The organism is Azospirillum brasilense (genome assembly GCF_005222205.1).
Taxonomy (GTDB): domain Bacteria; phylum Pseudomonadota; class Alphaproteobacteria; order Azospirillales; family Azospirillaceae; genus Azospirillum; species Azospirillum brasilense_G.
Window position 1 is genome coordinate 631,654 of record NZ_CP032346.1, and the last position, 21,564, is coordinate 653,217.

14 protein-coding genes and 1 pseudogene are annotated in these 21,564 nt (G+C 68.9%); 8 read left to right on the forward strand and 7 right to left on the reverse strand.

What is annotated here, in order from left to right; translation table 11 throughout:
• The first annotated feature begins 9 nt into the window (after positions 1–9).
• From D3869_RS16995 to D3869_RS17010, 4 genes are all read left to right on the forward strand, one after another.
• Positions 10–1,167 (forward strand): hypothetical protein, encoded by a 1,158-nt coding sequence (locus tag D3869_RS16995; protein WP_137141138.1) that lies wholly within the window; start codon positions 10–12, stop codon positions 1,165–1,167.
• A gap of 5 nt (positions 1,168–1,172) precedes the next feature.
• Positions 1,173–1,967, forward strand: a complete 795-nt coding sequence (locus tag D3869_RS17000) for a hypothetical protein (protein WP_137141139.1) — start codon at positions 1,173–1,175, stop codon at positions 1,965–1,967.
• A gap of 185 nt (positions 1,968–2,152) precedes the next feature.
• The gene (locus D3869_RS17005) at positions 2,153–4,891 is read left to right on the forward strand and encodes an ATP-binding domain-containing protein (RefSeq protein ID WP_137141140.1); all 2,739 of its coding nucleotides are present in this window, start codon (positions 2,153–2,155) and stop codon (positions 4,889–4,891) included.
• 196 nt (positions 4,892–5,087) lie between these two features.
• Positions 5,088–5,981, forward strand: a complete 894-nt coding sequence (locus tag D3869_RS17010; RefSeq protein WP_137141141.1) for a hypothetical protein — start codon at positions 5,088–5,090, stop codon at positions 5,979–5,981.
• Here the strand turns inward: D3869_RS17010 and D3869_RS17015 are convergent.
• Entirely contained in the window at positions 5,973–6,557 is a 585-nt protein-coding gene (locus tag D3869_RS17015; RefSeq protein ID WP_247895896.1) for an IS630 family transposase, read from the reverse strand. The two genes, D3869_RS17010 and D3869_RS17015, sit on opposite strands and share 9 nt — an antisense overlap.
• 20 nt (positions 6,558–6,577) lie before the next feature.
• A complete protein-coding gene (locus tag D3869_RS17020; protein WP_137140950.1) occupies positions 6,578–6,937 on the reverse strand; it encodes an IS630 transposase-related protein in 360 nt (119 codons plus the stop codon).
• A gap of 623 nt (positions 6,938–7,560) precedes the next feature.
• Here D3869_RS17020 and D3869_RS33835 point away from each other — a divergent pair.
• A pseudogene (locus tag D3869_RS33835) lies at positions 7,561–7,890 on the forward strand (recombinase family protein); the annotation flags it as partial.
• Between the two features lie 1,361 nt (positions 7,891–9,251).
• Here the strand turns inward: D3869_RS33835 and D3869_RS17035 are convergent.
• The 5 genes from D3869_RS17035 to D3869_RS34765 form a co-directional block, all read right to left on the reverse strand.
• Positions 9,252–10,472, reverse strand: coding sequence for a Fic family protein (locus tag D3869_RS17035; RefSeq protein ID WP_137141144.1), 1,221 nt, complete (start codon positions 10,470–10,472; stop codon positions 9,252–9,254).
• A 420-nt stretch (positions 10,473–10,892) separates the two neighbouring features.
• Positions 10,893–11,432: a uracil-DNA glycosylase family protein gene (locus D3869_RS17040; RefSeq protein ID WP_175426515.1), complete on the reverse strand. Its 540-nt coding sequence runs from the start codon at positions 11,430–11,432 to the stop codon at positions 10,893–10,895.
• A 116-nt stretch (positions 11,433–11,548) separates the two neighbouring features.
• Complete coding sequence (locus D3869_RS33120; protein WP_175426516.1) at positions 11,549–11,713, reverse strand: hypothetical protein; 165 nt, start codon at positions 11,711–11,713, stop codon at positions 11,549–11,551.
• Between the two features lie 83 nt (positions 11,714–11,796).
• Complete coding sequence (locus tag D3869_RS17045) at positions 11,797–12,579, reverse strand: hypothetical protein (protein WP_137141146.1); 783 nt, start codon at positions 12,577–12,579, stop codon at positions 11,797–11,799.
• Between the two features lie 173 nt (positions 12,580–12,752).
• Positions 12,753–13,286, reverse strand: a complete 534-nt coding sequence (locus D3869_RS34765; protein WP_432613420.1) for a DDE-type integrase/transposase/recombinase — start codon at positions 13,284–13,286, stop codon at positions 12,753–12,755.
• 46 nt (positions 13,287–13,332) lie between these two features.
• Between D3869_RS34765 and D3869_RS17055 the strand changes: the two genes are divergently transcribed.
• From D3869_RS17055 to D3869_RS17065, 3 genes are read left to right on the forward strand one after another with little or no spacing between them, the layout of a single operon-like run.
• The gene (locus D3869_RS17055) at positions 13,333–20,010 is read left to right on the forward strand and encodes a hypothetical protein (RefSeq protein ID WP_137141147.1); all 6,678 of its coding nucleotides are present in this window, start codon (positions 13,333–13,335) and stop codon (positions 20,008–20,010) included.
• Positions 19,908–20,942, forward strand: coding sequence for a hypothetical protein (locus D3869_RS17060; RefSeq protein ID WP_137141148.1), 1,035 nt, complete (start codon positions 19,908–19,910; stop codon positions 20,940–20,942). The genes D3869_RS17055 and D3869_RS17060 overlap by 103 nt, the downstream gene beginning before the upstream one ends.
• Before the next feature lie 46 nt (positions 20,943–20,988).
• On the forward strand, positions 20,989–21,447 hold the full coding sequence (locus D3869_RS17065) for a C-terminal helicase domain-containing protein (protein WP_282190180.1): 459 nt from the start codon (positions 20,989–20,991) through the stop codon (positions 21,445–21,447).
• Positions 21,448–21,564: the final 117 nt, after the last annotated feature.

A 21,564-nucleotide genomic window follows, 5' to 3' on the forward strand; every position in this document is an offset into this window, starting at 1 on the left:
CCGGCCCCGTTGGAGACCGACAGCATCCCGCGCATCAAGATCCGGGACATGATGCTGGCTGTGCAGGCGATGGGCCGTGGCCAAGCGTCGACCCTGGAGGAGCTGCGGCTGAAGCTGAACCTTGACCGTGGTGAAGCCGGTCGGCTGACCAACTACTCGGTCGCCCGCGACGTCGCCGCCGAACTGGCACGCCAGGGCTACGCCGAGGTCGGGGCGCTTCCAAAGGACATGAAGGCCTACGAGAAAAAGATGGGCATGAAGATCGCGCTGACGGATCGGGGGCGGGATCTTGCCAACCTCCTGCGGTCCGACCGCGCCGCGGCCTATGCGGCGGTTCTCCGGACCTTCTACGGTGCGCACCCGTACTTCCGCCGCTTTGTCACCGCGACCGCGGACTGCGCCTTCCTTACGCCCGTCATCACCAGCGCCGAGGAGCACATCTCCTTCCACTACACGTCCGCCCGCCTCCTCGCCGAGGACATCGCCCGCGGCGCTTTCGACGTCGACGCCCTGCTCGCGTCGCTCACCGACCGCCTCGGCCGGCCCCTCACACCGGCCGAGCAGGACGAGATCACCGCTGGCGTTGGCGACTTTGTGCAGCAAAGCCGCGCCGCCGCAGCGTCCGAGCCTTTCACCGACTTCTCCCGCAAGGCGCTGTCGCGCCTTAACGAGGTCGTCGTGCCGGCGGTCCTGCGCGCGCACGGCCTCGGGTTCGATTTCAACACCCTGCGCCGCCTCTGGAAGATGGGCGAGGAGTTTCAGATCTGCTGGGCCACGTCCGCCCACCCGCGCTTCAAGGCCTGGGTGACCTTCGAGACCGCGACGGTGGACCTGTCGCCCGATGGCCAAACCATCGCGGGGCTACGCTTTGAGAACGGCTTGGCGGCGTTGCGCGGCAGCTTCCTCGACAGGGTGTACGCGACCTATCTCGGGATGAGGGAGTGGGGCCGCTCCAGCGTGGTGCTGGCCTGGGAGTTGCGCGCCGCCTTCTGCTTCGAGCACCGCTGCGCCCCCGGAGTGTTCAATCGGCTGTTTGAAGAACACTACAACGGTTCGGACGTCTACGAGATCGGCAAGGACTTCCCGCCCCGCAACAAACCCCAACACGAGGAACCGCTCGTGCTGGGAGGGCGCCAGATCGGTCTGATCCGCATGACCAAGAGGTGACCGCCGTGCTCGACCAGTTCGAGGTCCGGCGGGAGGGCCGGCTGCACCCGTTGCTGTACAGGTTGGCGCTGTACGGCCTCGCGCTCGCGCGGTTCTGGGAAGGGCCGGGCCTCACCGGCCCCACCCGCGGCCGGGCGTTCGAGGAAGCGCTGTACGACGCCTGCGCACGGACAGGCCTGCCGCTGCGCGAGCGGGCGGGATCGCGGACGCTCCGTGGCGCGGCGACGGCGTCCGGCTTCGGCCACGAGAGCGACGCGGTGTTCGCGGCCGCCGACCTCACGGTCCATGTGGAGCTCAAGCACCTCTCCCACCCGGTTGCCAAAACCGACCTCATGGTCTTCAACCAGAAGGGCCTGGACTTCCTGCTCGGCGGCGACCCGCAACTCCGCCGGCGTCCCCTGTACCGCATGTTCGTGAGCGGCACCCCCCTCTCCGACGATGCGCGCCGGTTCGCCCTGGTCTGGGGCATCGTCGCCATCGAACCGAACCGGCTGCCTCTGCCCGTGCTGCATTGGCTCGCCGGCTCGACGATGCCACCGCCGCGCGGCCTGCGGATCCCGCCGGAGCGGATCTGGCAGCGGGTTCCCGCCTTGGTGGCGCCGTTGCAGGACCGCCTGCGCCGCATGGCGGTGTGCGTCACCGCCGGGGAGGAGGTGGTGACGCGCGGACGCATCGAGGATGCGCTTGTAGCGCTGCAGGACGGCGATGGCGCGCTGATGTGGCGGGCCCTCGAGGCGGAGGACCCGCTCTGGCTCGAACGCGTGTGGGCGGACCTCGCTGCACTCCGCCTGGCGGCGTGAGGCGCCCTGCGAGCTGGAGGCGGTGTTGAGGACACCGGCACGAGCACGGTTGTCCATCCCGCCGCGCCTGCCCGCGCAACGGGCTCCGCGGCGTTGAAAGTGGTAGTTTCATGCACCAAAAGTAGCGATGATGCGCGAGCGGCGCAGTGCCGCCCGGTGGTTTGGGAACGCGATCGAGGAAACGCATGACGATTTCGCAAGAGGCGCGTGACAAAGTCGGGTCCGTCGCCGGCGACGCTCTCGCTCTGCTCACGCATGTGGCCGACACCGCGGCGCAACGGATGCGCGAGACCGGGGCGGTCGGTGAAGACGTGCTGGCCACGCCCAACAGCTGGACCTCGGTCGAGGCCACGCGATTCCTGAACCAGCTGTCCGGGGAAACCCACAGGAACCTGGTGAAGCTCACGCAGGAGCCGGCTGTGGCGCGCGTCGTCGTGGAGGACGACGCCGGGGTCGCGTTCACCTACTACATCTCCCGCGGAACCCCCCTCGGCGCCGATTACAACGGCGCCCGGCTGGCGAGCTATCGAGCGCCGGTCGGGCGGCTTGCCGCCCTTCCGGTCGGCGCGGAGGCCACTCTGCCCGCGCTCGGCGGCGCCATCAGCGTCACGGTGAGCGAACGGACTCTGCTGAAACCCACGAAGCCGGGCCACGACTGGGACTCCGTCGATACCCGGTTCGAGGGCGGCGACTATGGCCCACTCACCGTGGCATCGCTGCGGGCGCTGCTGAAGCGCGACCTCGCGAACGACACCGGGCTCGACCTGGTCGAGCAGTTGCTGGCCGCCGAAGACGCCGGGGCGCCGAACGTCTGGGAGGGGATCCGCCGCACCCTCATCACGAAGATGGGGCTCCGCGACCAACCGGTCCTCGACCGCTACCAGGACGACATCTTCCGCCTGCCCCTGGACAGCCGGCTGCTGATCCTGGGGCCGCCGGGAACCGGCAAGACCACCACGCTCATCCGGCGCCTCGGGCAGAAGCTGGACCCGGCGTTCCTCACGGAGGACGAAGCCGACAGCGTCGACCGCGCACAGCGTCCCAACGGGATCCCGCACGCGCAGAGCTGGATCATGTTCACGCCGACCGACCTCCTGAAGCAGTACGTCAAGGAGGCGTTCGCGCGCGAGGGCATTCCGGCGTCGGACCTGCGCATCCGCACCTGGGCGGACTACCGGCGGGACGTGGCGCGCAACACGCTCGGCATTCTGAAAACCGCGACCGGCGGAGGCCCCTTCGTGATGCGGGAGGCCGGGACCATCCTCCTGCCCGGCACGATGGCCAGCCAGATCGCCTGGTTCTCCGACTTCGACGGCTGGCAGAGGACCGCCTTCTGGGATGACCTGCGGGCGGCGGCGCGGGCGCTGAGCGCCAATCCGGAAGCGGCCACGGCGGACCTGGGGCGCCGGCTGCTGGCGGTCATGGAGACGGCGGACCGGGGAATGGGTGCCGGCGCGCTTGCGGAGCTCGTGGCCGCCGGCGACGACGTCCAGGGTCTGCTCGGCCGGCTCAAAGGGAGCACCGACAAGATCATCCACGCCGCGCTGAACCTGCAGCTCAACCGGAACAGGGGATTTGTCGACGAGTTGTCCGCGTTCCTCAGCACGCTGGCGAGCGAGGGGGATGATCCGGACGACCCCGACGCGGACGAGGATGAGGATGCGGCCCAGCCGAAGACCGGGCGGATGGCCGCAGCGATCACGGCTTACACGCGGGCTGTCCGAGCGCAGGCCCTGGCGCAGGCTCAACAGCGGGCCGTCGGGAGGCAGACCCGAAATGGACGGTTGCTGGAATGGCTTGGCGACCGCTCGCTGGCGCAAGGCGAGCGCCTCGCCGTGGGGGAAAGCCTGCTCGTCCAAAGCTTCGTCCGGCACTTCGTCAATCCCGTGCAGAGGTACGTGGGCGGCATCCCGGCACGGTACCGCCGGTTCCGGCGCCTTCGCCAGGGTGAAGCGGCGTGGTACCACCCCGACGGCTTCGCCACGGGCGACCTCGATCCTCTGGAGGTTGACGTGGTCATGCTGGCAGTCCTGCGCACCGCCGGCGCGCTGGCCCGCGATCGGCGCGTCGGGCGCGACCTCGACCGGCCGGCCTACGCACGGGTCCGAGAGGTGGGGGAGCTCTACAGAAACCAGGTTCTGGTGGACGAGGCAGCCGACTTCTCGCCCATCCAACTGGCCTGCATGGCCGGGCTGGCTACGCCCGGCATCCAGTCGTTCTTCGCGTGCGGCGACTTCAACCAGCGCGTCACCGCTTGGGGCAGCCGTTCTGTTGAGGACGTGCGGTGGGCGTGTCCGGGCATCGAGGTCCGGACCATCACCGTCTCCTACCGCCAGAGCCGACAGTTGAACGATTTCGCGCGGCAGATCATCCTGGTGTCGGAGGGAGAGGCGGTTGACGTGGCGCTGCCCGAGCACGTCGACAACGAGGGCGTCGCGCCGGTGCTGGGCCGGAACCTCGCCGATCCGGACTCCATCGTGATCTGGCTGGCGCGGCGGATCGCCGAGATCGAGGCCTGCGTGCAGCAGCTCCCGTCGGTCGCCGTCCTCGTCAACGGCGAGGACGAGGTGCAGCGGATCGCCGGCCGCCTCAACACCGCCTTGGCCGATCTCAACGTGCGCGCCGTGGCTTGCCCGTTCGGGCAGGTTATCGGGCAGGACGGCGATGTGCGGGTCTTCGATGTCCAGCACATCAAGGGCCTTGAGTTCGAGGCCGTCTTCTTCGTTGGGGTGGACGCGCTCGCCCGAAGCCAGCCGGAACTCTTCGACAAGTACCTCTACGTGGGAGCCACCCGGGCGGCGACGTACCTGGGTGTGACCATCGGGGGACCGGACCTGCCGCAGCGTCTGGCGCCGCTGGGGGCGCTCTTCGGTGAGGGCTGGAGCGGGCTTCCCGACGGGCCGGGGCTGCGCTCCCCCGCTTGAGGCCCGGCTGGCGGAGGCGCTGCACGGCACGCCGTGCAGCGCGCCCAGCGGTCGGTCGCCAACGCGCGTGCGTTCAGGCGTCCTTCCGCGCCAGCCGGGTTGCATCGGCGAGGTGTAGTGCTCACATGGCTTGCAGTCGAGGCGCAGCGGACGGAGTGTCCAGCAGCGTGCCGCCAGCCGGTTCGAGGATCTGCCTATGTCTGCTGCCGCCGTACTTCCTATCGCCATCCCCCTTCCCTCTCCTGCGGATGTTGCTGCGGCCCTGAAGGACCTCTTCAAGGACATGCTGCGTCTGTCCGGCCTCGGTGATCCGTTGGCCGCAGTCCTAGGCAGGGACTGCATCGCTGAGGTGGCGCGAGTGCCGCGTAGTGTTGGCATCGCTCAGCCTGGCTGGCGGCGCGCATGGCGTGCTGTACCGCAGACTGCCGAGACGGAGCCGGTCGTGCAGGCGCTGGGAAACCTGGTTGGGCTGGAAGCCGATCAGGGTTTCAACGTTTTCGCGCAGCACGAGGCTTCCGGCACGGTGGTCGGCGAGCAGACCCTGGTGATGACCTTGGTCGGCCCTGTGCTGAGGCGAATGGGCTGGCAAGCGGCCGATTACAGCCCCAGGCTCGACGACGGCAGTCGGCCGGACGGTCTCCTTCGCCCGGTCGCTTTCGAGTTCAAGCGGCCGGCCCCCGCTTACGACTGCATCTCTGCCGCCAACAGCCACAGGGCTTACGCGACCGTGGCGGATCAGATCCTGCACTACCTCCGGCATGAGGGCGTTGAGTGCGTGATCTACTCGAATGGCCGATTCTGGTGGCGCCTTGAAGAGGACGCGATCACCGGTCGGCTCTACGTGCTGCGCTTCAATTTGCACGATGTGGTGATGAAGCATCGCCGGAACGTGTGGCATCGCAGCTTGGTCGGGTGGCCGCCGCCGGCGCGGAACGCTGGGATGGAGAACTTCATCCGCGCCTTCCACGCGAGCGCCTTCGCGCCGGACAACAGCGCAACCATTGAAGCGCATCCGGGGTTGCCGCAGATGTTCCCCGGCGTAGGGCCTGTCTGGGTGAAAGACCTTAAAGCGGATTTCGGCTCAGTTTAGATTCGGGTAGCCGCATAGCTTGAACCACGCTTTGGCGTCGGTGGCGGTGATCGCATTGAGGGCTGGGCCGAGTTCCTCGTTGAGGACCTCGACGGTGCGGGCTTCCTTGGCGCGCAGGATTCCTTTGAGCTTGGCCCAGCCGGGCTCGATGGGCGACAGGTCGGGCGAGTAGCGCGGGAGGAAGCGGACACGGATCCCTGCGGTCTCAAAGGCGGCGAGGATATCGGCCCGCTTGTGAGCGGAAAGGTTGTCCATCACGACCACGGCGCCGGGTTTGTCGCGCCGGAGCACGGGCAAGAGCACCTGCTCGACAAAGGCGAGAAACACGGCCGAGGAGGTAGACGCCTCGATGCTCATGGCGGCCAGCATGCCTTCGGCGCTCAACGCCCCGAGCACCGTGACGCGGTGCCACGACCCACAGGGCACGGACCCGAGCGCCCGCTGGCCGCGCGGCGCCCGGGCCTGGGTGGGCGTCATCTGGGTGTTGATGCCGGTTTCATCGAGGAAAACCAAACGCGCCGGTTCGTGGACCACCGCATCGTCCCGGTAGGCCGCGCGTTCCGCGGCGATATCCATGCGCTCTTGCTCGCTGGCCCTCAGCGTCTTTTTTTGCGCGCCAACCCCAGCCGCTTCAAGGTGCGGCACACCACCGCCGGGCTCAGCGCGATGCCGGTGCGTGCGGCCAACCGGTCGCGGTACTGTGCCAGTGTCGCGTCATTATCCTCCCGCACCAAGGCCCGCAGCACGCTCACGCCCTCCGCGTCCAGTTTGGCTGGTACGCCGCCGGCATGGGGCTTGGCGACCCGCCGCCCCTCAAGGCGCGCGGCCCGCACCCAGTTGTACGCGCAGGCTCGGCTGATCTGGAAGCGCCGCGCCAGCAACTCGGGGCCGCCCTCGTGGCGCTCATAAGCCAGCAGAACCCGTTCGCGCAGATCGGCGGAATATGGCTGGCCCATGGCGCGCGGTCCTTCAGCGGTGTCTTCCTCCAACCGCTCAGGCCAGCCAAAATTCCGTCTATACTCAGCGACAATCCGCTTTAACAACGGGTTCGGTTGAGGTTCTGCCTGCACTTTCCGCCGCTCAGAAGCGGCCGCCAACCCACTGGGCGAAGCCGACGGCTAGGTCCTCCACCGAAGGCCCGTCGAGCGACGTTGGTGCAAAAAGCCGGGGTGGTGGCATTCGGGAGGGGGAGCGGGTATAGAGGCGGCCCTGCTGAAGCTGAGCGCCCCATGCCGTACAAGAGGATCCGAGTAGCAGCGGAACAGAAAGTCCGATTCACGTATCCTTATCAACCAGAGCCACCGGGTTGCGCGGCGGCCGCAGTTCGCCCCGGACCACCGGTTCGGGCAGGGTGAAGGCGTAGCGGCCAAGCATGTTGACGTGCTCGTGGGCGAGCGGCGACAGGCGGCACCGTCGAGCAGGCCGATGCGCGGATCGGCGAAACGCAGACTCGGCGCCGCGAAGATGTCGCGGCGGCGGAGTGCGCCGCGTAGCCGGTCGACCAGGCAGAAGGTCCAGGCGCGCCAATCGACGCCGCCGTTCCGGGTCACCTGGCGTTCCCAGGATTTCGGCACGAGTTGGTGCGGGGCTCCGCTCACTCGCGGAACCGTGGGCCGACACCACCTTGCCGGCCGGCCGCATGGTCCTGACCGTGTTCGCCGACATTGCCAAGTTCGAGCACACCCTGATCGCCGAGCGAACCGGCACGGGTCGCGTGGCGGCCAGGGCGCGCGGCGTGCGTTTTGGCCGGCTGCCGAAGCTGACGACAGACCAGATCGCTCTCGCCCGGCGCTTGGTCGATGAAGGACGGTCTCCCCACGAGGCGGCCCGAATTCTCAATGTCCACGCGTCGACGCTGTACCGGACATTTGCCCTCCAGAGCCCCGAGGACGCTGCCTCCGGTTTCTGACTGGCCTATGTCGGTTTCCTGTTCCGCTGCTACTCGGCCCTCGGCTCTCAAGAAGCCCTAGGGCGCCCATCCTGGGGCTGCGTTACAGGGTGACGGCCGATGCGTTCCCCTCGCCGTCGGCCGGCGCCGTGCCGACTGCGGGCACCAGGGTCATGCGGCCTCCCATGCTTGGCATACGGAGCGCACCAGCGGTGCCGCGGGCGCTGATCAGCCCATCGGCGGGACGATGTCTGCCGGGCCCCTGGGCGCCACCGCCTCCCGCGTTCGCCTGCGGTACCGGCTGGCTCTCGCACGCTGCGGCGACCGCACCATCGTCGCCTCTCAGCGCCACCCTGCTCGACGATTGGTGGAGCGGCGCGGTGCCCCCCGGTGCCCCCGGATCTGGCAGAGTCCGCCCGAATCCGCTTGAGAGTTCTGAAGCGTAGGAGAGGCGTCAAGGTTCTGATTGTTGGTGGGGTCTGGAGTGTTTTGGTGGGGTCTGGAGTGTTCGGGCATAGCGGGGACTTTCCCGGGGGCCGTCGGGCATAGCGGGGACTTTGGGCATAGCGGGGACTTTCCCGGGGGCCGTCTGACCCCCTCGTCCCCGCCAGCCCTTCACGAATGCGATCCTGCTCGTCGGAGCCGGCCCCTCGGAACGGGCGTCCGCCTCCTGAGGTGGGGCGGACTCGGTCGCAACTTATCGGAGCTGTACCTCGCCCCGCCCGGCCCTGGGCTTCGACCTTTCGCGGTGCCCTTTGAGCGTATGCCGGGATTCCCACAGTGCTCGGCCTGCGCGCGCAATACGAATGCGCACCCGTGCAAGCTGGCGCTGCCGTCAATCCCGACCACCAGCTCAACATTTAATGTATATGGTGCGGCACATTTGGTCAAATAAAAGATTTTCGCTGATCGACGTTTGCAGCAACAGGCAACTTTGTTGGTAGAAAAACACACAGTACCAACAAAGGCGCATGCATTTAGATAGCATGACTGTTTCTGTCCGGCCGAAAATGCGACAGCTTTGCTGTGCGTTTGCATCCCGAATCTCTTGGACAAACAATGCCCTGCAGGGCGCTTGAGACAGCGGATGAGGTCTAAACGGACGTGAAGGTCTGGCGTGTCAGCCGTTCGGTGAGGACGGGGTAGCGTCCCGCCGCTCGCGGGACAACGGGGCGACGGCGCCCCGGCTGGCGGGCGGCTTGGTACCGCGAAATGTGATCTCCGCGCTCGTCGTAGAGACGGTTGAAGACATGCGCGTGAATGGCCCTGCCGTCGACAACGAGGATGATCCAACCGTTGCCAACGGTTATGACGACGTCGCCTTGATCGAGCACGGCGGAGATCCGTTCGATAGATTGGCTCAGGTGCAACGGTGGGAATTCTCAGTTGGCATCGGCCTGATCGTCCCCGAGGGGGCCGCCGGGCAGCGCCGGTTCGGCGCCAAAGGGGCGGTTGATGATCCGAAGGGCCTCGACCGCAGCGAAGTGGCGGTTGCGGCGGTGCCCCGTGCGCTCCTCAAGGATCCTGGAGGCAACCAGCTGGTCAACCGCGGTGGAGGCCGCTTCGAACGTGACGCCCAGTATGGTCGCCAGGCGCTTGACGGTGATGACCGGGTAGTGCGGCAACACATCGAGCGCTCGCAGGGCGGCCGATGCGGATCGGAAGCGCCGGCGACTGAGCCAGACCCTGCGAAGCTCCGCTAGGGCGGCGCGCGTGATCATGAGCTCATCGACGGTCCCCACGACGGCGTCGGCGAGGTAGCCGACAACGGCGTGCCACTGGAGGCGCTGCTGCGCCTCCTTCAGCGCAGCGTAGTAGCCGGCTTTGTGCGCCTCGATGTAAGGGGACAGGTAGAGCGGCACATGCCCATCAGCCGCCATCATCAGCGGCAGGAGCAGGCGCCCGACACGGCCGTTGCCGTCGCGGAATGGGTGCACTGCCTCGAAGTGAGCGTGCCCGATCGCCATGCGGGTCAGCAGCCCTTGCGTCTGCGTCTGCATCCCCTGGCAGCGCAGGTACTCGACGGTTTGCGCCAGGCACTCGGGCACCAGGGCAGGCGGAGGCGGGTTGTACGTCGAATAGGCGATGTCTCCGCCCCCGCCGATCCACGCGACAATCTGCCGGAGCTCTCCAGGCTCATCCCGATAAGCCGTGTCGCCGCGCATAACAGCGCGGTGCAGCTCCCGCAGCAGCTCGACGGTGAACACCGCTGGGCCTTGTTCCCGGGCGAGCGGCAGGAAAGCGTCGAGCGCGAGGGCGTAGTCTTTGACCTGAATGGCGGCGTCGGTCGCTTCGACATCCTCGGTTTCTTCGACGGACAGGAGCTCGTCCAGGGTTGAGTGTGTTCCCTCGATGCCGCTGGAGGACACCGCCTCGCGCCGGGTCAGCACGCGGCTGAACAGGTACGGGTCGTGGAGCTCGGCGGCGAGGGTGTCCACCCGGGCCAGAGCGCGGTTCGCCGCCTCGCTGCGCGCCAGCACCGGCGCCAGCATCACGGCGTCCTCGGGCGGGGGCAGGGGGACAACGCCGTGGTGCGCTTGGTGCGGCTCAGGTAGGCGGACCAGGCGCTCTCTGACGTGGTGGTGCAGATCCTCGCGGCGCATAGGGCTCTCCCGAAACCTTGAGCAGAAAGCGCTGCGGCGCCGTCTTATTCAAGGTTATCACATAAATCTTGAGCAAAAAAGATTTGGGTGCTGCTGTGTTCAATGTTTCCATCATCCGTACACACGCAAGGTGCGCTCATGTGGCGGTGACTGTCGACGCATTGTCGTAGCACAGGCGTACTCGGTTGACGGCGCTGGTCGGCGGCGGAGAAAGAGCAACTGGTCGCGCAAACCTGCGAATCTAGCATGAGTGTGTCGCCGGTTACTCGCTGGCGCGGCGTTGATCCAGTCTGCTGTTCCGTTGGTGCCGCCAGCTGCTCACCCCGGCCGAGCCGCCGCCCCTCTTTGCGCCAGTGGAGGAGGCGGACACGGTGCAAGAGCCCTCCATCATGTCGCCGGCGGTAGGCGGGCGGCTGGCGCTCAGGTCAGCGCGGCATCCAGGGCCTTGTTGGTCAGCCGCCCGGACGACGGATGCGGGATCTTCCTGATGACGACGCCCGGGGGGCGCTTGCAGGACGCCACCGCCTCCGCCGCCTCCTTGCCGATAGCGACGATCTTCGTGTACCGGCTCGCCGTGATCGTGCGCTGGAGCCATTGCCGGCAGTGCGCCATGGCGTCGGTCGCGGGCGCGTTGTCGCGGGGCGGCTTGCCGTTGCGGGACGGCTGCTTGCCCGGGTAGCACTGGACGGTGTTCGTGAAGTCGTAGTCGCTGCGATCTCTGCCGAGCCTTCCGTGGGATTTGCGGACACGATGCGCTGCGGACCTGTAATTTGGCGAGATCAGCGGACGGCCATCCTCCCATTCGTCGATACCTGGCGCCCGCGCCACTAGAAGCGTCCTGGAGCCGTTCCGCTCGGCGTCGAGCGGCGCGTGCGCGCGGCTGCCCGCCGGCGCCAGCGCCAGCGCTTCGGCCGGATGGTAAGGGCATCCCTGGCAGATGGCATCGCTGTAGGTCGGCACGCAACCGCTCCGCTGAGCCTGCTTCCGGCGGAGCGTCCGGTATGCCAGATGCCTCCGGTGGATTGAAAACCTGCTGCGATGCATTGATGAACCTCCGTCATATACCCCGATGTCGGCTACGGCGGGGAAGTCCACCCCGTGATGGTGTGCACGCAGCGCAGAGCGTCCTCGTTGCTGTCGACGCGGAAGAACCGGCGCAGCTCGGTGACCGCCACCCACTCGCCGCGCTCATCGAATGCCTGTCGGATCGCCGCGGCCTCCCTCTCGGTCACCATAAACATGCAGCATCCTCCCTCCCACAAGGACGGATGGTGCGTCCGGCTCCGCGGCGATCGCAACGGCGCCGTGGTGTTGACGGCCAGATCTATGGGTAGTGCTTTTCCACGAGCGTGGGGAGGTGCGGCAGGCGGTCAATTAAGAACGTCTCGATCAGCTGCGCGTCGGCGCTAGTGAGCAGGTTGGCCATCACAAGGTCCTGCAGGATCGTCAACGGGGCGGTGAGCCGCCCTGCCCAGGACACGGCCAAAGCAAGTGCCCTCGCTTTGGTGTGAGGGGCACCCATAGCCACGTCTTGGCTCATCAAGCACAGCATGCAGTGCTGGGTAATCAAACTCGGAAGCTGGCTCCACACGACCGTGTCACCGAACAGGATCTTGTCGTGGTCGAAAGCGAGGAATTGCGGGGCATCCTCCATTACGTTCTCGTTTGTCCGGTCGACGTTGCCCACCAGCTCATCGAACGCCATAATTGTCAGGGAGTCGGGATGGCCAAGATAGCGGTTTTTCGCCGCTTGATTGATCTGTCCTCCCCCCCCAAGCGGCGTACCCGTGGACAGCTTGGAGGCGAATAGCAGCCTGCGCGCCGGATCGCTCGGATCGACGACGGTGGAGGTGATACTATGCGCCTGCATCGTAGCCTGATCCACCGAGGCGGCCCAGCCGGTGATGTGCGGCACGCCCAGCTGGGTCGCCAGATCGACCGCCAGCAACTCCTTGACCAACCGGGGCGGCACCTCCTGCTTGAGGATGACGTCGGTGGGGGTGCTGGCGACATCGATGACGCCCTGCCACACGTGGTTGGCATGGGTCTTTTGCGTGTCGTCCTGAATTTTCTTGGTGATTGACGTCACCTTGTAGATGCTGATCATACCGCGTCCCTGTTTCCCGTTATCGGCGTGCTACCGCCCAATTTGGCGTTTCACAGCGTGTCGTCAATTCGAAAAACGCCCCATGGGTGTGCTCGCCTTCGGCCACGTCTCCTCAAAGGCGGCAAGGGCAGGAGTAGGTCGCGGCTTCAGCGATTGGTTACTGCCACGGTTTCTTACCGGTCAGCCACAGCACAAGCCGGAAATAACTCTCGGCGGGTGATTGAGGCTCCAGGCTGAGCACCTTCAGGCGGCAACTCTGAACAGGCTGCTAATGAAGGGTGCCTGGGTGGGCATGTCGTTGACAGGAATGGCAGCGCCCTGTCCTTGCGCACCATGTCCATGATCTCGTAACCGGCGTTCGTCCGGCGCGCCGTGTGGAAGCCCTTGAACCCGAGTCCCGGCCGGATCAGCCGCTTGATCCGCCGATGGTCCTGTTCAACGATGTTGTTCAGGTGTTTGCGCTGCCGCAGCTTGGTGAAGCGCCACAGCTCACCGTCTTTCTTCATCACCTTGGTTGCGCTCGAATAGCCGCCCCCTCGCTTCAGTTTGCTGCGCGACTTCGGTTTCGCTGCGGCCGCCGTTCGACAGTAGGATCGCTCGCTCAGATTGTGGCGCGAAGGAACCGAACACGCTATCGTGCGCACCGTGCGCTGGCGACCGTCAGCCCGTCCCCTCGTAGAGCCGTCCATGCCAAGCCCGATGGCCACCGGCGGCGCCGGAGCCCACCTCGAGAGCCGTGTCGCCGCAGACTGCTTGGCGTCCGTCCTGGTCGGCGGCGCGGTCCGCGGACTCCCGGACCACGTCGCCCGGGCGGTGCGGGTCCAGCGCGCCTACGAAGGCCACCCGCTGGACGACGTCATTGTCGATGCCGACGGAGCCGGCGGTCCGGCCGCCCTCTCCCTCCAGGTGAAGCGGAGCCTCACGTTCGGTGACAACCCGCTGTTCCACGAGGTGATGAAGCAGTGCTGGGACACGTTCTCGGCGGCCGGCTTCCGCCAGGAGCGGGATCGCTTCGGCCCCGCCATCGGCACCGCCACCGGCGCCGACGACGATCGGCGGACCGTGCTCGAGTGGGCACGCCAGAGCGCCGACGCGGCCGACTTCCACGGCCGGATCCGGGCTCCTGGAGTCGCGAACGACCGGATGCGGACGTTCGTGTCGACCGTCCGGGCGTCGTTGGACAAGGCCGCGGGCTCGACTATCGACGATGACGCCTGCTGGCGCTTCCTCAAGCATTTCGTCTTGGTCCACGTCGACTTCGAGCACGAGTCGTCCTCGCGCGACCACCAGAACGCCGTCGACCGGCTCCGGCCCGCCCTGGAACCTTGGGAGGCCGGCCGTGTCGCCGATCTCTGGCAGGCCCTCGTCGCCAAGGCGGACGCTATGATGGCGGCCGCCGGCAGCGCCGACCGCGCCGCCCTGATGGAGGAGTTGGGCGGTCGGTTCACGCTTGTCGGCGGGAGAGGTGCGCCGACCGCCGGCGGGCCTCTGTCGCCTGGGGCTACCGCCACTTGGACCGGCGCGTCCGGCGGCGGCGAGACCGTCGACGCGTCCGGCGCGGGCGCGGGCGCGAGCGCGCTGCTCGACGCGCAGATGACGGCGCAGCTACTGGCCCTGACCGTCTTGCAGAAGCGGGTCGTCGGCCAGGCCGCGGCGCAGATCGAACAGGCCATCGACCGCATCCGCCGTGGCGACGGATCCGCCGTCGAGGGCGAGCTCCACGACCTGCGAGCCGATCCCGCGGTGTGGACCGCGCTGCCGCCAGCGGACAAGGCCAAGCTGTTCCGCCTGCTCGCCTCGCTGCGGCTGCGCGCCGACGACATGGCGACGGCCGAGCGGCTGGCCGACGAGGCCGACGGCCTCGCCCCGCCGAGCGACGAGCCGCGGCTGCGGGCCCTGATCGCGTTGCACCGGCATGGCGCCGAGGCGGCGCTGGCCATTCTCGGGCCACCCGCGGGCCGCGACGGGGCCCACCTCGCCGCCGGCCTCCTCATCGAGGCCGGGGATCTCGATGCGGCCGCCGACCTCCTCGCCACGCACGCCCGGCTGACGCCGCCGGACGCGGAGACGTGGCGGCTCCGCGCGCTGCTGGCCCTCGAGCGGAACGACCGCGACGGCGCCGTCGCGGCGATCCGCGAGGCCGAGGCCCTGGCCCCGGACTGGCCGGCAGTCCAGGAGGCGGCCGGCCGGGTCCGCTACGCGCGCGCGGTCTCTCCGGCCGTGCCGCCGACCGCGTTGCGCGGGCCCAATCCGCTGGACCCCGACCTGGTCCACGAGGACGAGACGGCCCGCGTGCTGCTCGACGAGGCGGAGCGGGCGTTCGCCCGCCGTCTGGAGCGCGCGCTGGACGAGCGGGACCGCGCCGAAACGGAAACGTGGCGCTTGGCCGTGCTCGCCGCGCGCCGGCATCGCCGGAAAGAGGCGGAGGCGTACGCGCGCACCCTCCTCCGGGACGACCCGTCGCACTGGGGCGCCATCGCCTGGTCGCTGGCGGAGGACTTCGTCATGGACCACACCGGCGCGCTGCGCGCGCTGACCAATCGCCTTGAGGGCGGCCGCGGCGAGATCGCCCACCTCGTCGTCGCCTTCTGGCTCCATCTCGCCGAGGGCCGCACGGACGAGGCCAGTCGGCTGCTCGAGGAGCACGCCCGACGTTTCCAGCGGCCGGGCGAGCGCGCGCTCCTGGACGTCTGGCAACGCCGTCTCTCCGCGGACGCGACTGCCGCCGCGGAGTCCGAGCCGATGCCCGTCCGTCTCGGCAGCGCCCTGGAACAGGCGCGCGAGACCGGCGACTGGGAACCGATCGCGCCGCTTCTCGCCGCGCTCGACGATGAGGAGCATGCCCCGCTTCTGATGTCGGCCTGCCGGGCGCTGGCGGCGGCCGGGAGGTGGATGGACATCACCCCCCACATCGACGCACTCGAGCATCGCATCGGGACCGCGGCGGCACTCCGCTTGGCCGCGTTCGCGGCGAACAACACCGGCGCCCCGTCCAAGGCCCTGGCTCTGATCGAGACCTACCGGCGGGCCTCCGCGTCGCCGTCGCTGCCCGCCGATCTGCGCCGGCTGCGCATCGTCGCGCTCCAGGCGACCGGCGATGTCGCCAGCGGCCTGCACGAGGCCGCGGAGCTCGCCGCGGTGAGTGGCGATCCAGCCGACCGAATCCTCCAGGCCGAGATCGCCGTGCGGATCGGCGATCTGACGGTGCCGGAGCTGGTCATGCGGGATCCCGCCGTGCTTCCGGTCCTGGCGGCCGAGCAGGCCGTGCAGTGGGCCGGTCGCCTCGCGCCCGTCGCTCCGGATACCTCGCGCAAGCTCCTGGATCATGCCGTCGCCCGCGGTCTGCCCGACGACGCGATCCCCTTCGCGCTGAACCAGGGACTGCGCCTGGCGGCCGACGACGTCGTGCGCCGCCTGATGCCCGAACTGGCGCGCTTGGCCGTGACAGGCGGCGACAGCCTGGTCCGCGCGGTGTCCATCGACGAGATCCCGGACCTGCTCGCCGACGCCCGCCGGCAGGCGGAGGATCTCTCCGGGCGCTACGCGCGCGGCGAGATGCCGGTCCACATCCTGGCCCCGCGTATGGGCGCCGGGTTCGCCGCCCTCTTCGGTCGGGGCGGAACGGACACGGCTCCCGTTGGACGCGATCGGCCGCCGCTCTTCTTCCGCTACGGCGGCCGCGAGGCGACGGCGACCGGCGTCTCGTTGGCCGATCCGCTGCACGTCGACACGACCGCCCTGCTGTTGGCCGACGGCATCGGGCTGCTCGACGTGCTCGAGGAGGCGGGGATCGCGCTCCATCTGCCGCCGTCGCTGCCCCAGGCCATCCTGCACCTCGAGGTGCATGCGGACGATCATCAGCCCGACCACACCGCCGCCCAGGAGGCGATCCGTCGCGCCGTCGCGGACGGGCGGGCACGGGCGATCGACAGCGACGCGGCCCCCGTCGGCAACGATCCGCGGGCTTGGCGAGTCGTGCACGGAGCCGACATCGCCGGGGAAACCACCATCGAGCCGAGCGGCGTCGGCCTTCTGCCCGTGCGCGGCGTCGCCGATGCCCTGCTGGCGGGCGGGCGCCTGGATCCCGATCGGCACGCGCGCGTGATCGAGCGGCTGGGCGCTGGCGCCGGCGCCGCTCCGGCGATGCTCCCGAGGCTCGGGGACCGCCTGGATTGCGAGTACAACACGCTGGAATCCCTTACGGTCGCCGGAGGGCTCGAGGAAGCGCTGGCGGGGTTCGACCTCGGGGTGGACCGACAATATCTCGATTACGCGGCCTCCGGGATCGCGGCGCTCGAGGAACGGCGCGCCCTGGCGGCGCGGCTGCGCCGATTGCGCCAGCGCATCGTCGATCGGCTAGGCTCGGGAACGTGGCACACCTCCCCGGCACGCGGCCCCGCGGCGGACGAGGACGACGCGGGGCCCGGCGAGACGACCGCGATCGAAGCGTGCCTGCGCGATCTTCTGCGGATCCCCGCCGACGAGACGGCGACGCTGTGGATCGACGACCGCTTCGTCAGCCGCCACCTCCAGGCGGAGGGCCACGCCATCGTCGGCGTCGCCGACGTGCTCGACGCGCTGCGCGCCGCCGGGCGGATCGACGGTCCTCGGTATTTCGAGTTCCTGCTGCGCCTCCGGCGGGCTCGGGCCCACTTCCTGCCGGCGACCGCCGAGGAGGTGCTGCACCACCTCGCCGCAGCCCCGTCCGGCGGCTCCGGGATCGTCGAGACGCCCGCTCTGCGGGCCCTGCGACAGAGTTTCGCCGACGCCCTCCTGCTCGAGGAACACTGGTCGGTCCCCGACGCCGATCCCTTGTCGGAGCGGCATGGCGAGCTGCTCCTCGCGCTGCGGGCCTCGCGCCTGTTCGACGAGACGCTCATCGCCATCTGGGAGCGCCCGGATCTCGACGCCGCGCGCCGCGAAGCGTGGTCCGACTGGGCCTGGAGCGCCCTGCGGGCGCACCGGTTCGCCCGCGTGCCGCGCGCCGGCGATGAGGCGGCGGCACGAGTCGTGGCGGTCCAGCACCTGGCCGCCCCGTTCGCCTTGACGATCAGACTGTTCGCGCTCCGCGACGCCGCGAAGCAGCGGCGCTACCGCGAGCTGGTGGCTTGGCTGGAGCGGCGCGTGCTCGCCCCGGCGCTGGAGGCCGACCCGGGCCTCGCCGACGAGGTGGCGGCGGCCCTCGCCCGGCTGCTCGCCGGCACCCTCGCCTCAGACGCCGGTCTGGAGGGCGCCGACGGCCGCCGTCTCTGGCGCGCCTTCCTGGGCCGCTTCATCGATGTCCTGCCGGAGGCGATCCGGGAGCGGCTCCATGAGGACGTCCGCTTCACCGCCGCCGTGGGCCTGCGCATCCATCACCTGATCAGCCTCGAGGGCCTCACGTTCGAGCGGGACGACTTCTGGTCGGCGGTGGCCCGCGCCCGCTCCGGGCGGACCGCCGCGTTGCGGTCCGCGGATGGCAAGGCGGAGGTCCGGATCGCGCCGCCGCGGCGCACGGGCGCGGGCGGGTACGCCGTCACCGGAGCGATCCGGATCAGGCTCGCCGACGACCCGGCGTTCGCGCTCCTGGCGACGAGCGCCGCGGTGCGCCGGCACGCCCTGGAGGGCCACCCGGACTGGTTCGACGGCCCGGCCGCCGAGCGGGCGTCCCTGATCGCGGCCATCGCGGAGGAGCCCGCCCCGGCGATGCGGATGCGGCTCGTCATGGAGCGGCGCGACCGGAGCGTCCCTTACCGGCGCGCCCAGCAGCAACAGGCTCTGCAGGCCCGCCGGCCGATGGATCTCGCCCCTTCCGAGGCCGGCGATCTGCTCCTCCATCTGCGCCTCGGGCCGCTCGACGAGCCACCCGCTGAGACGCTGGCCCGGGCCGCGCGTCGGCTCGTGGACGAGGTCGGACCGGCGGAGGCCGTCTGGCGGCTCTGCGGGCTGCCGGTGCCGCCGCCCGACCCCATCGTCGAGTGCTTCGCGGCGCTCGAGCCACAGGAGCGCGACCGGGTGCTGGGCGACCTCGCCGGCGAGGTGGCCGGGCCGGTCGGACGGCTGCAGGTTGTTGCGCTGATGCGCCGCTTCGGGCATTCCCGCCTCGGGAACGAGGTGGATCGCCTCCTCGCCGACTGGCGGAATGCCAGCGACGCCTTCGCCGCCGTGCTGCGCTGGATGGCCGCGCAGCACGGCGATGCGCCCGAGTGGCGCGGCGTTCCGGGACCGTACCGGCTGGTCCTGATCTGGACCCATGCGCATCAGATCGCCGACGCGCTGTTGGCGGCCGGCATTCCTAGGGATGACATCGTCGCGTTCTTCTCCCGTCCCGCACGGGTCCGCCGACTCGAGCGGACGCTGACGACCGAGGCGGGCTACGATGACTCGCTCCTCGAACCGACGCTCCTGCTCGACGGCGCCGCGCTGCTCTTCCACGGCTTGGCCTCGGCGCTCGGATCCGAAGGTGACGCCGTCCTCACGCCCGAGCGGCGCGCGCGCTTGGCGACGCTGTTGCTGATCGATGTCGAGCAGGGCATCCCGTGGCCGACCTTGCTCCGCGACATCCGCGGCCTCAATGACCCGTTCGGCTCGTTCTTAGGAGCGCGGCCGGAGGGATGGCTCGATGGCGTCGATGTCGGGTGGGCTCGGATCGACGAGGCCAGGGCCGCCGCCCGTGCCGCCATCGTCGCGCGGCCGGAGGACGCGGATGGCTGGACATCGGCGGTCCTCACCGGCCTTGACCGAGAACCCGCTTGCAGCGACCTCGCCGATGCCTTGGCGTGCCTCGACCTCGTTACGCTCGCGATGACCGACGCGGATGATCACGCTGGGTTCGTCTTGCGGACCGCCGCCGGCCTCGCCGCCCGCTCCGGCCCGGAGGCAATCCGCTGCTTCGAGGACGCCTTGATCGCCGCTGCCGCCGCATTGGCAGAGCGCCACCACGGTCCGGTCCTCCCGCAGGCCGAGGCACGGGACGGCACGCCCGCTGGGGCGGCGCAACGCCTGATCGAGGCCCTTGGAGCCTTATCGGCGCACCCCTCGCCGCGGCAGGCCGTCGAGCATCTGGCGAATGGTCTGTTGCGCTTGGCTCGCGCGTGGCCGAACGCCATCCCCTTTGGCGCCACGTCGCCGAACGCTTCGTCGATCTGCTCCCATTCACGGTCGGCGGTCCTCTCTGGCACGCATACCTCGACCTTCGCGCGCGTCCATGACCGATCATGTCTGGGCGCGTGTCGCGGGGCATCGTGGCGCCCACCTTCGGCGGAGGCCCGGCGGTTGACACGCCGAGCACCGCGACCTGAGGACGAACGGTCATCGTCACAGAACATCGCCACAGAGTGGGAGCTTCCATGTCACAGATCGATTGCATCTTGGAGCGCCGCCGACATTATGCCGCGTATGACGAGGAGCTTTGGGAATTCACTGGCCGGATCGCTGGGCTCAACCTCGTAAATCTCTCGGATGAGGATCTGCAGCAGCGGCTGGATCAAATCGAGCGCAACATCCAATACCTCGATCCTGGCTCGACGCCTCGCGATCATCTGCCGCCAGATCACGGTTGGCTCAGCCCATGGTGGTGGCTCCGGGCACGCCATTGGACGCTCAGTGAGTTTCAGCGTCGCGGGCGCTGCCCTCGCCCGACATCAGACGTCCCCCCGATGCCGCCCCTTGCGTCCGCGTTCCACGGCGTGGTAGCCGGCGGACGACGCATGCTTGCGCGCATCAGCAACAAGGGCTGGCTGCTCAACACCCTGAGACGCGGTCAGGTGAGGTTCGCTCCGGCGAGTTCCTATCGCGACCCCACCCTGAACACGGCTCGCGCGGACGACGAGATGAGCAAGACCTATCGCCGCCCTGGCGCGGCCTTGCAGATCCTCGGTCCCGGCGGCGACTCCATACAGCCGATCGGCGATGTTTCCTTCTCGAGCCGCAGGGCGATCGAGCGGGAGGGCCACCTTCACGAAACGCCTTATTGGTTCTGCTCGTTCAGCAGCGATCTGGATCCGCGCCTCTTCGCGGAGTTTCCCGGCGACGACCCAGCTGACGACGCCTGCTTGGTCATCTTCGAGCCCGACATCTTCGCCCGGAGGGCGCTCCCCAGACTCAATCAGTCCGCGCCGAGAGCTGTCAAGTCCCTGTTCCCGACCGATTACTTCGACCCGAATTTTCCGCCGCCCTCCAAGCTCTCAGCGATGGCGTCAAAGGAGATGTCGTACGCGTTCCAACGCGAGATGCGGTTTGTGCTCGATCCCGAGGGCGGTGCACCGCTGACCGAGGGCGGGGCTTTCTTCGTCGAGATCGGTTCCATCGCGGACATCGCCGGCGTCTACGGCCCGGATGGGGGGAAAATCGCCGGCGCCGGCCCGGCCTCTTTCCTGGCCTGACCGGGAGGCGTTGGAGGCAGGCCAGCACAGCCAGCTCTGCCGTCTGATGGACGGCGACATGGCCCAGGCACGGCGCCGGATGGTGCAGACGGCCTTCAATCGCACCCACAGCTATCCCCGCGTGCTGATCGCCCAGAGCTTGGTCGGACGCGAGGGGCTGAACCTGCATGAAGCCTGTCGGGTGGTCCTGTTGTTCCATCCGGAGTGGAACCCGGCGGTGATGGAACAGCAGGTTGGCCGTGTCGACCGGATCGGCAGCCGGTGGGAATGGCTCGCCGACGCCTGGAAGAAGGGGAAGCTCGCGGAGTTTCCCTACCTCCACGTCGAGTACCTGGTGTTCCAGGGTACCTACGATCAGTACCAGCACGACTGCCTGGAACAGAGGCGCCGGGCTCTGAACGCGCAACTCTTCGGTGCCCTGTTGGACGAACGGGCCCTCGACCGCATTCCCTCTTACTGGAGGCCGCGCTTGGCGGACGCAGCCCCCGACTTCACCAGCCCTTAATGCGGCGTTCCGGATGAAGCAGTGCATGGCTGTCGTCACCACGCATTATGGGCCAACTCCCAGTTATTATGGCGCGCCACCGGCGCGCCACCGTGCGCGGCCTCGGCGCGGGCACGG

Bases quoted from the DNA above. Each gene is read 5' to 3' on its own strand.
- D3869_RS17005 (WP_137141140.1), top strand. From the start codon at position 2,153: ATGACGATTTCGCAAGAGGCGCGTGACAAAGTCGGGTCCGTCGCCGGC.
- D3869_RS17010 (WP_137141141.1), top strand. From the start codon at position 5,088: ATGTCTGCTGCCGCCGTACTTCCTATCGCCATCCCCCTTCCCTCTCCT.
- D3869_RS17015 (WP_247895896.1), bottom strand. From the start codon at position 6,557: ATGGATATCGCCGCGGAACGCGCGGCCTACCGGGACGATGCGGTGGTC.
- D3869_RS17020 (WP_137140950.1), bottom strand. From the start codon at position 6,937: ATGGGCCAGCCATATTCCGCCGATCTGCGCGAACGGGTTCTGCTGGCT.
- D3869_RS17035 (WP_137141144.1), bottom strand. From the start codon at position 10,472: ATGCGCCGCGAGGATCTGCACCACCACGTCAGAGAGCGCCTGGTCCGC.
- D3869_RS33120 (WP_175426516.1), bottom strand. From the start codon at position 11,713: ATGTTTATGGTGACCGAGAGGGAGGCCGCGGCGATCCGACAGGCATTC.
- D3869_RS17045 (WP_137141146.1), bottom strand. From the start codon at position 12,579: ATGATCAGCATCTACAAGGTGACGTCAATCACCAAGAAAATTCAGGAC.
- D3869_RS17060 (WP_137141148.1), top strand. From the start codon at position 19,908: ATGTCACAGATCGATTGCATCTTGGAGCGCCGCCGACATTATGCCGCG.
- D3869_RS17065 (WP_282190180.1), top strand. From the start codon at position 20,989: ATGGACGGCGACATGGCCCAGGCACGGCGCCGGATGGTGCAGACGGCC.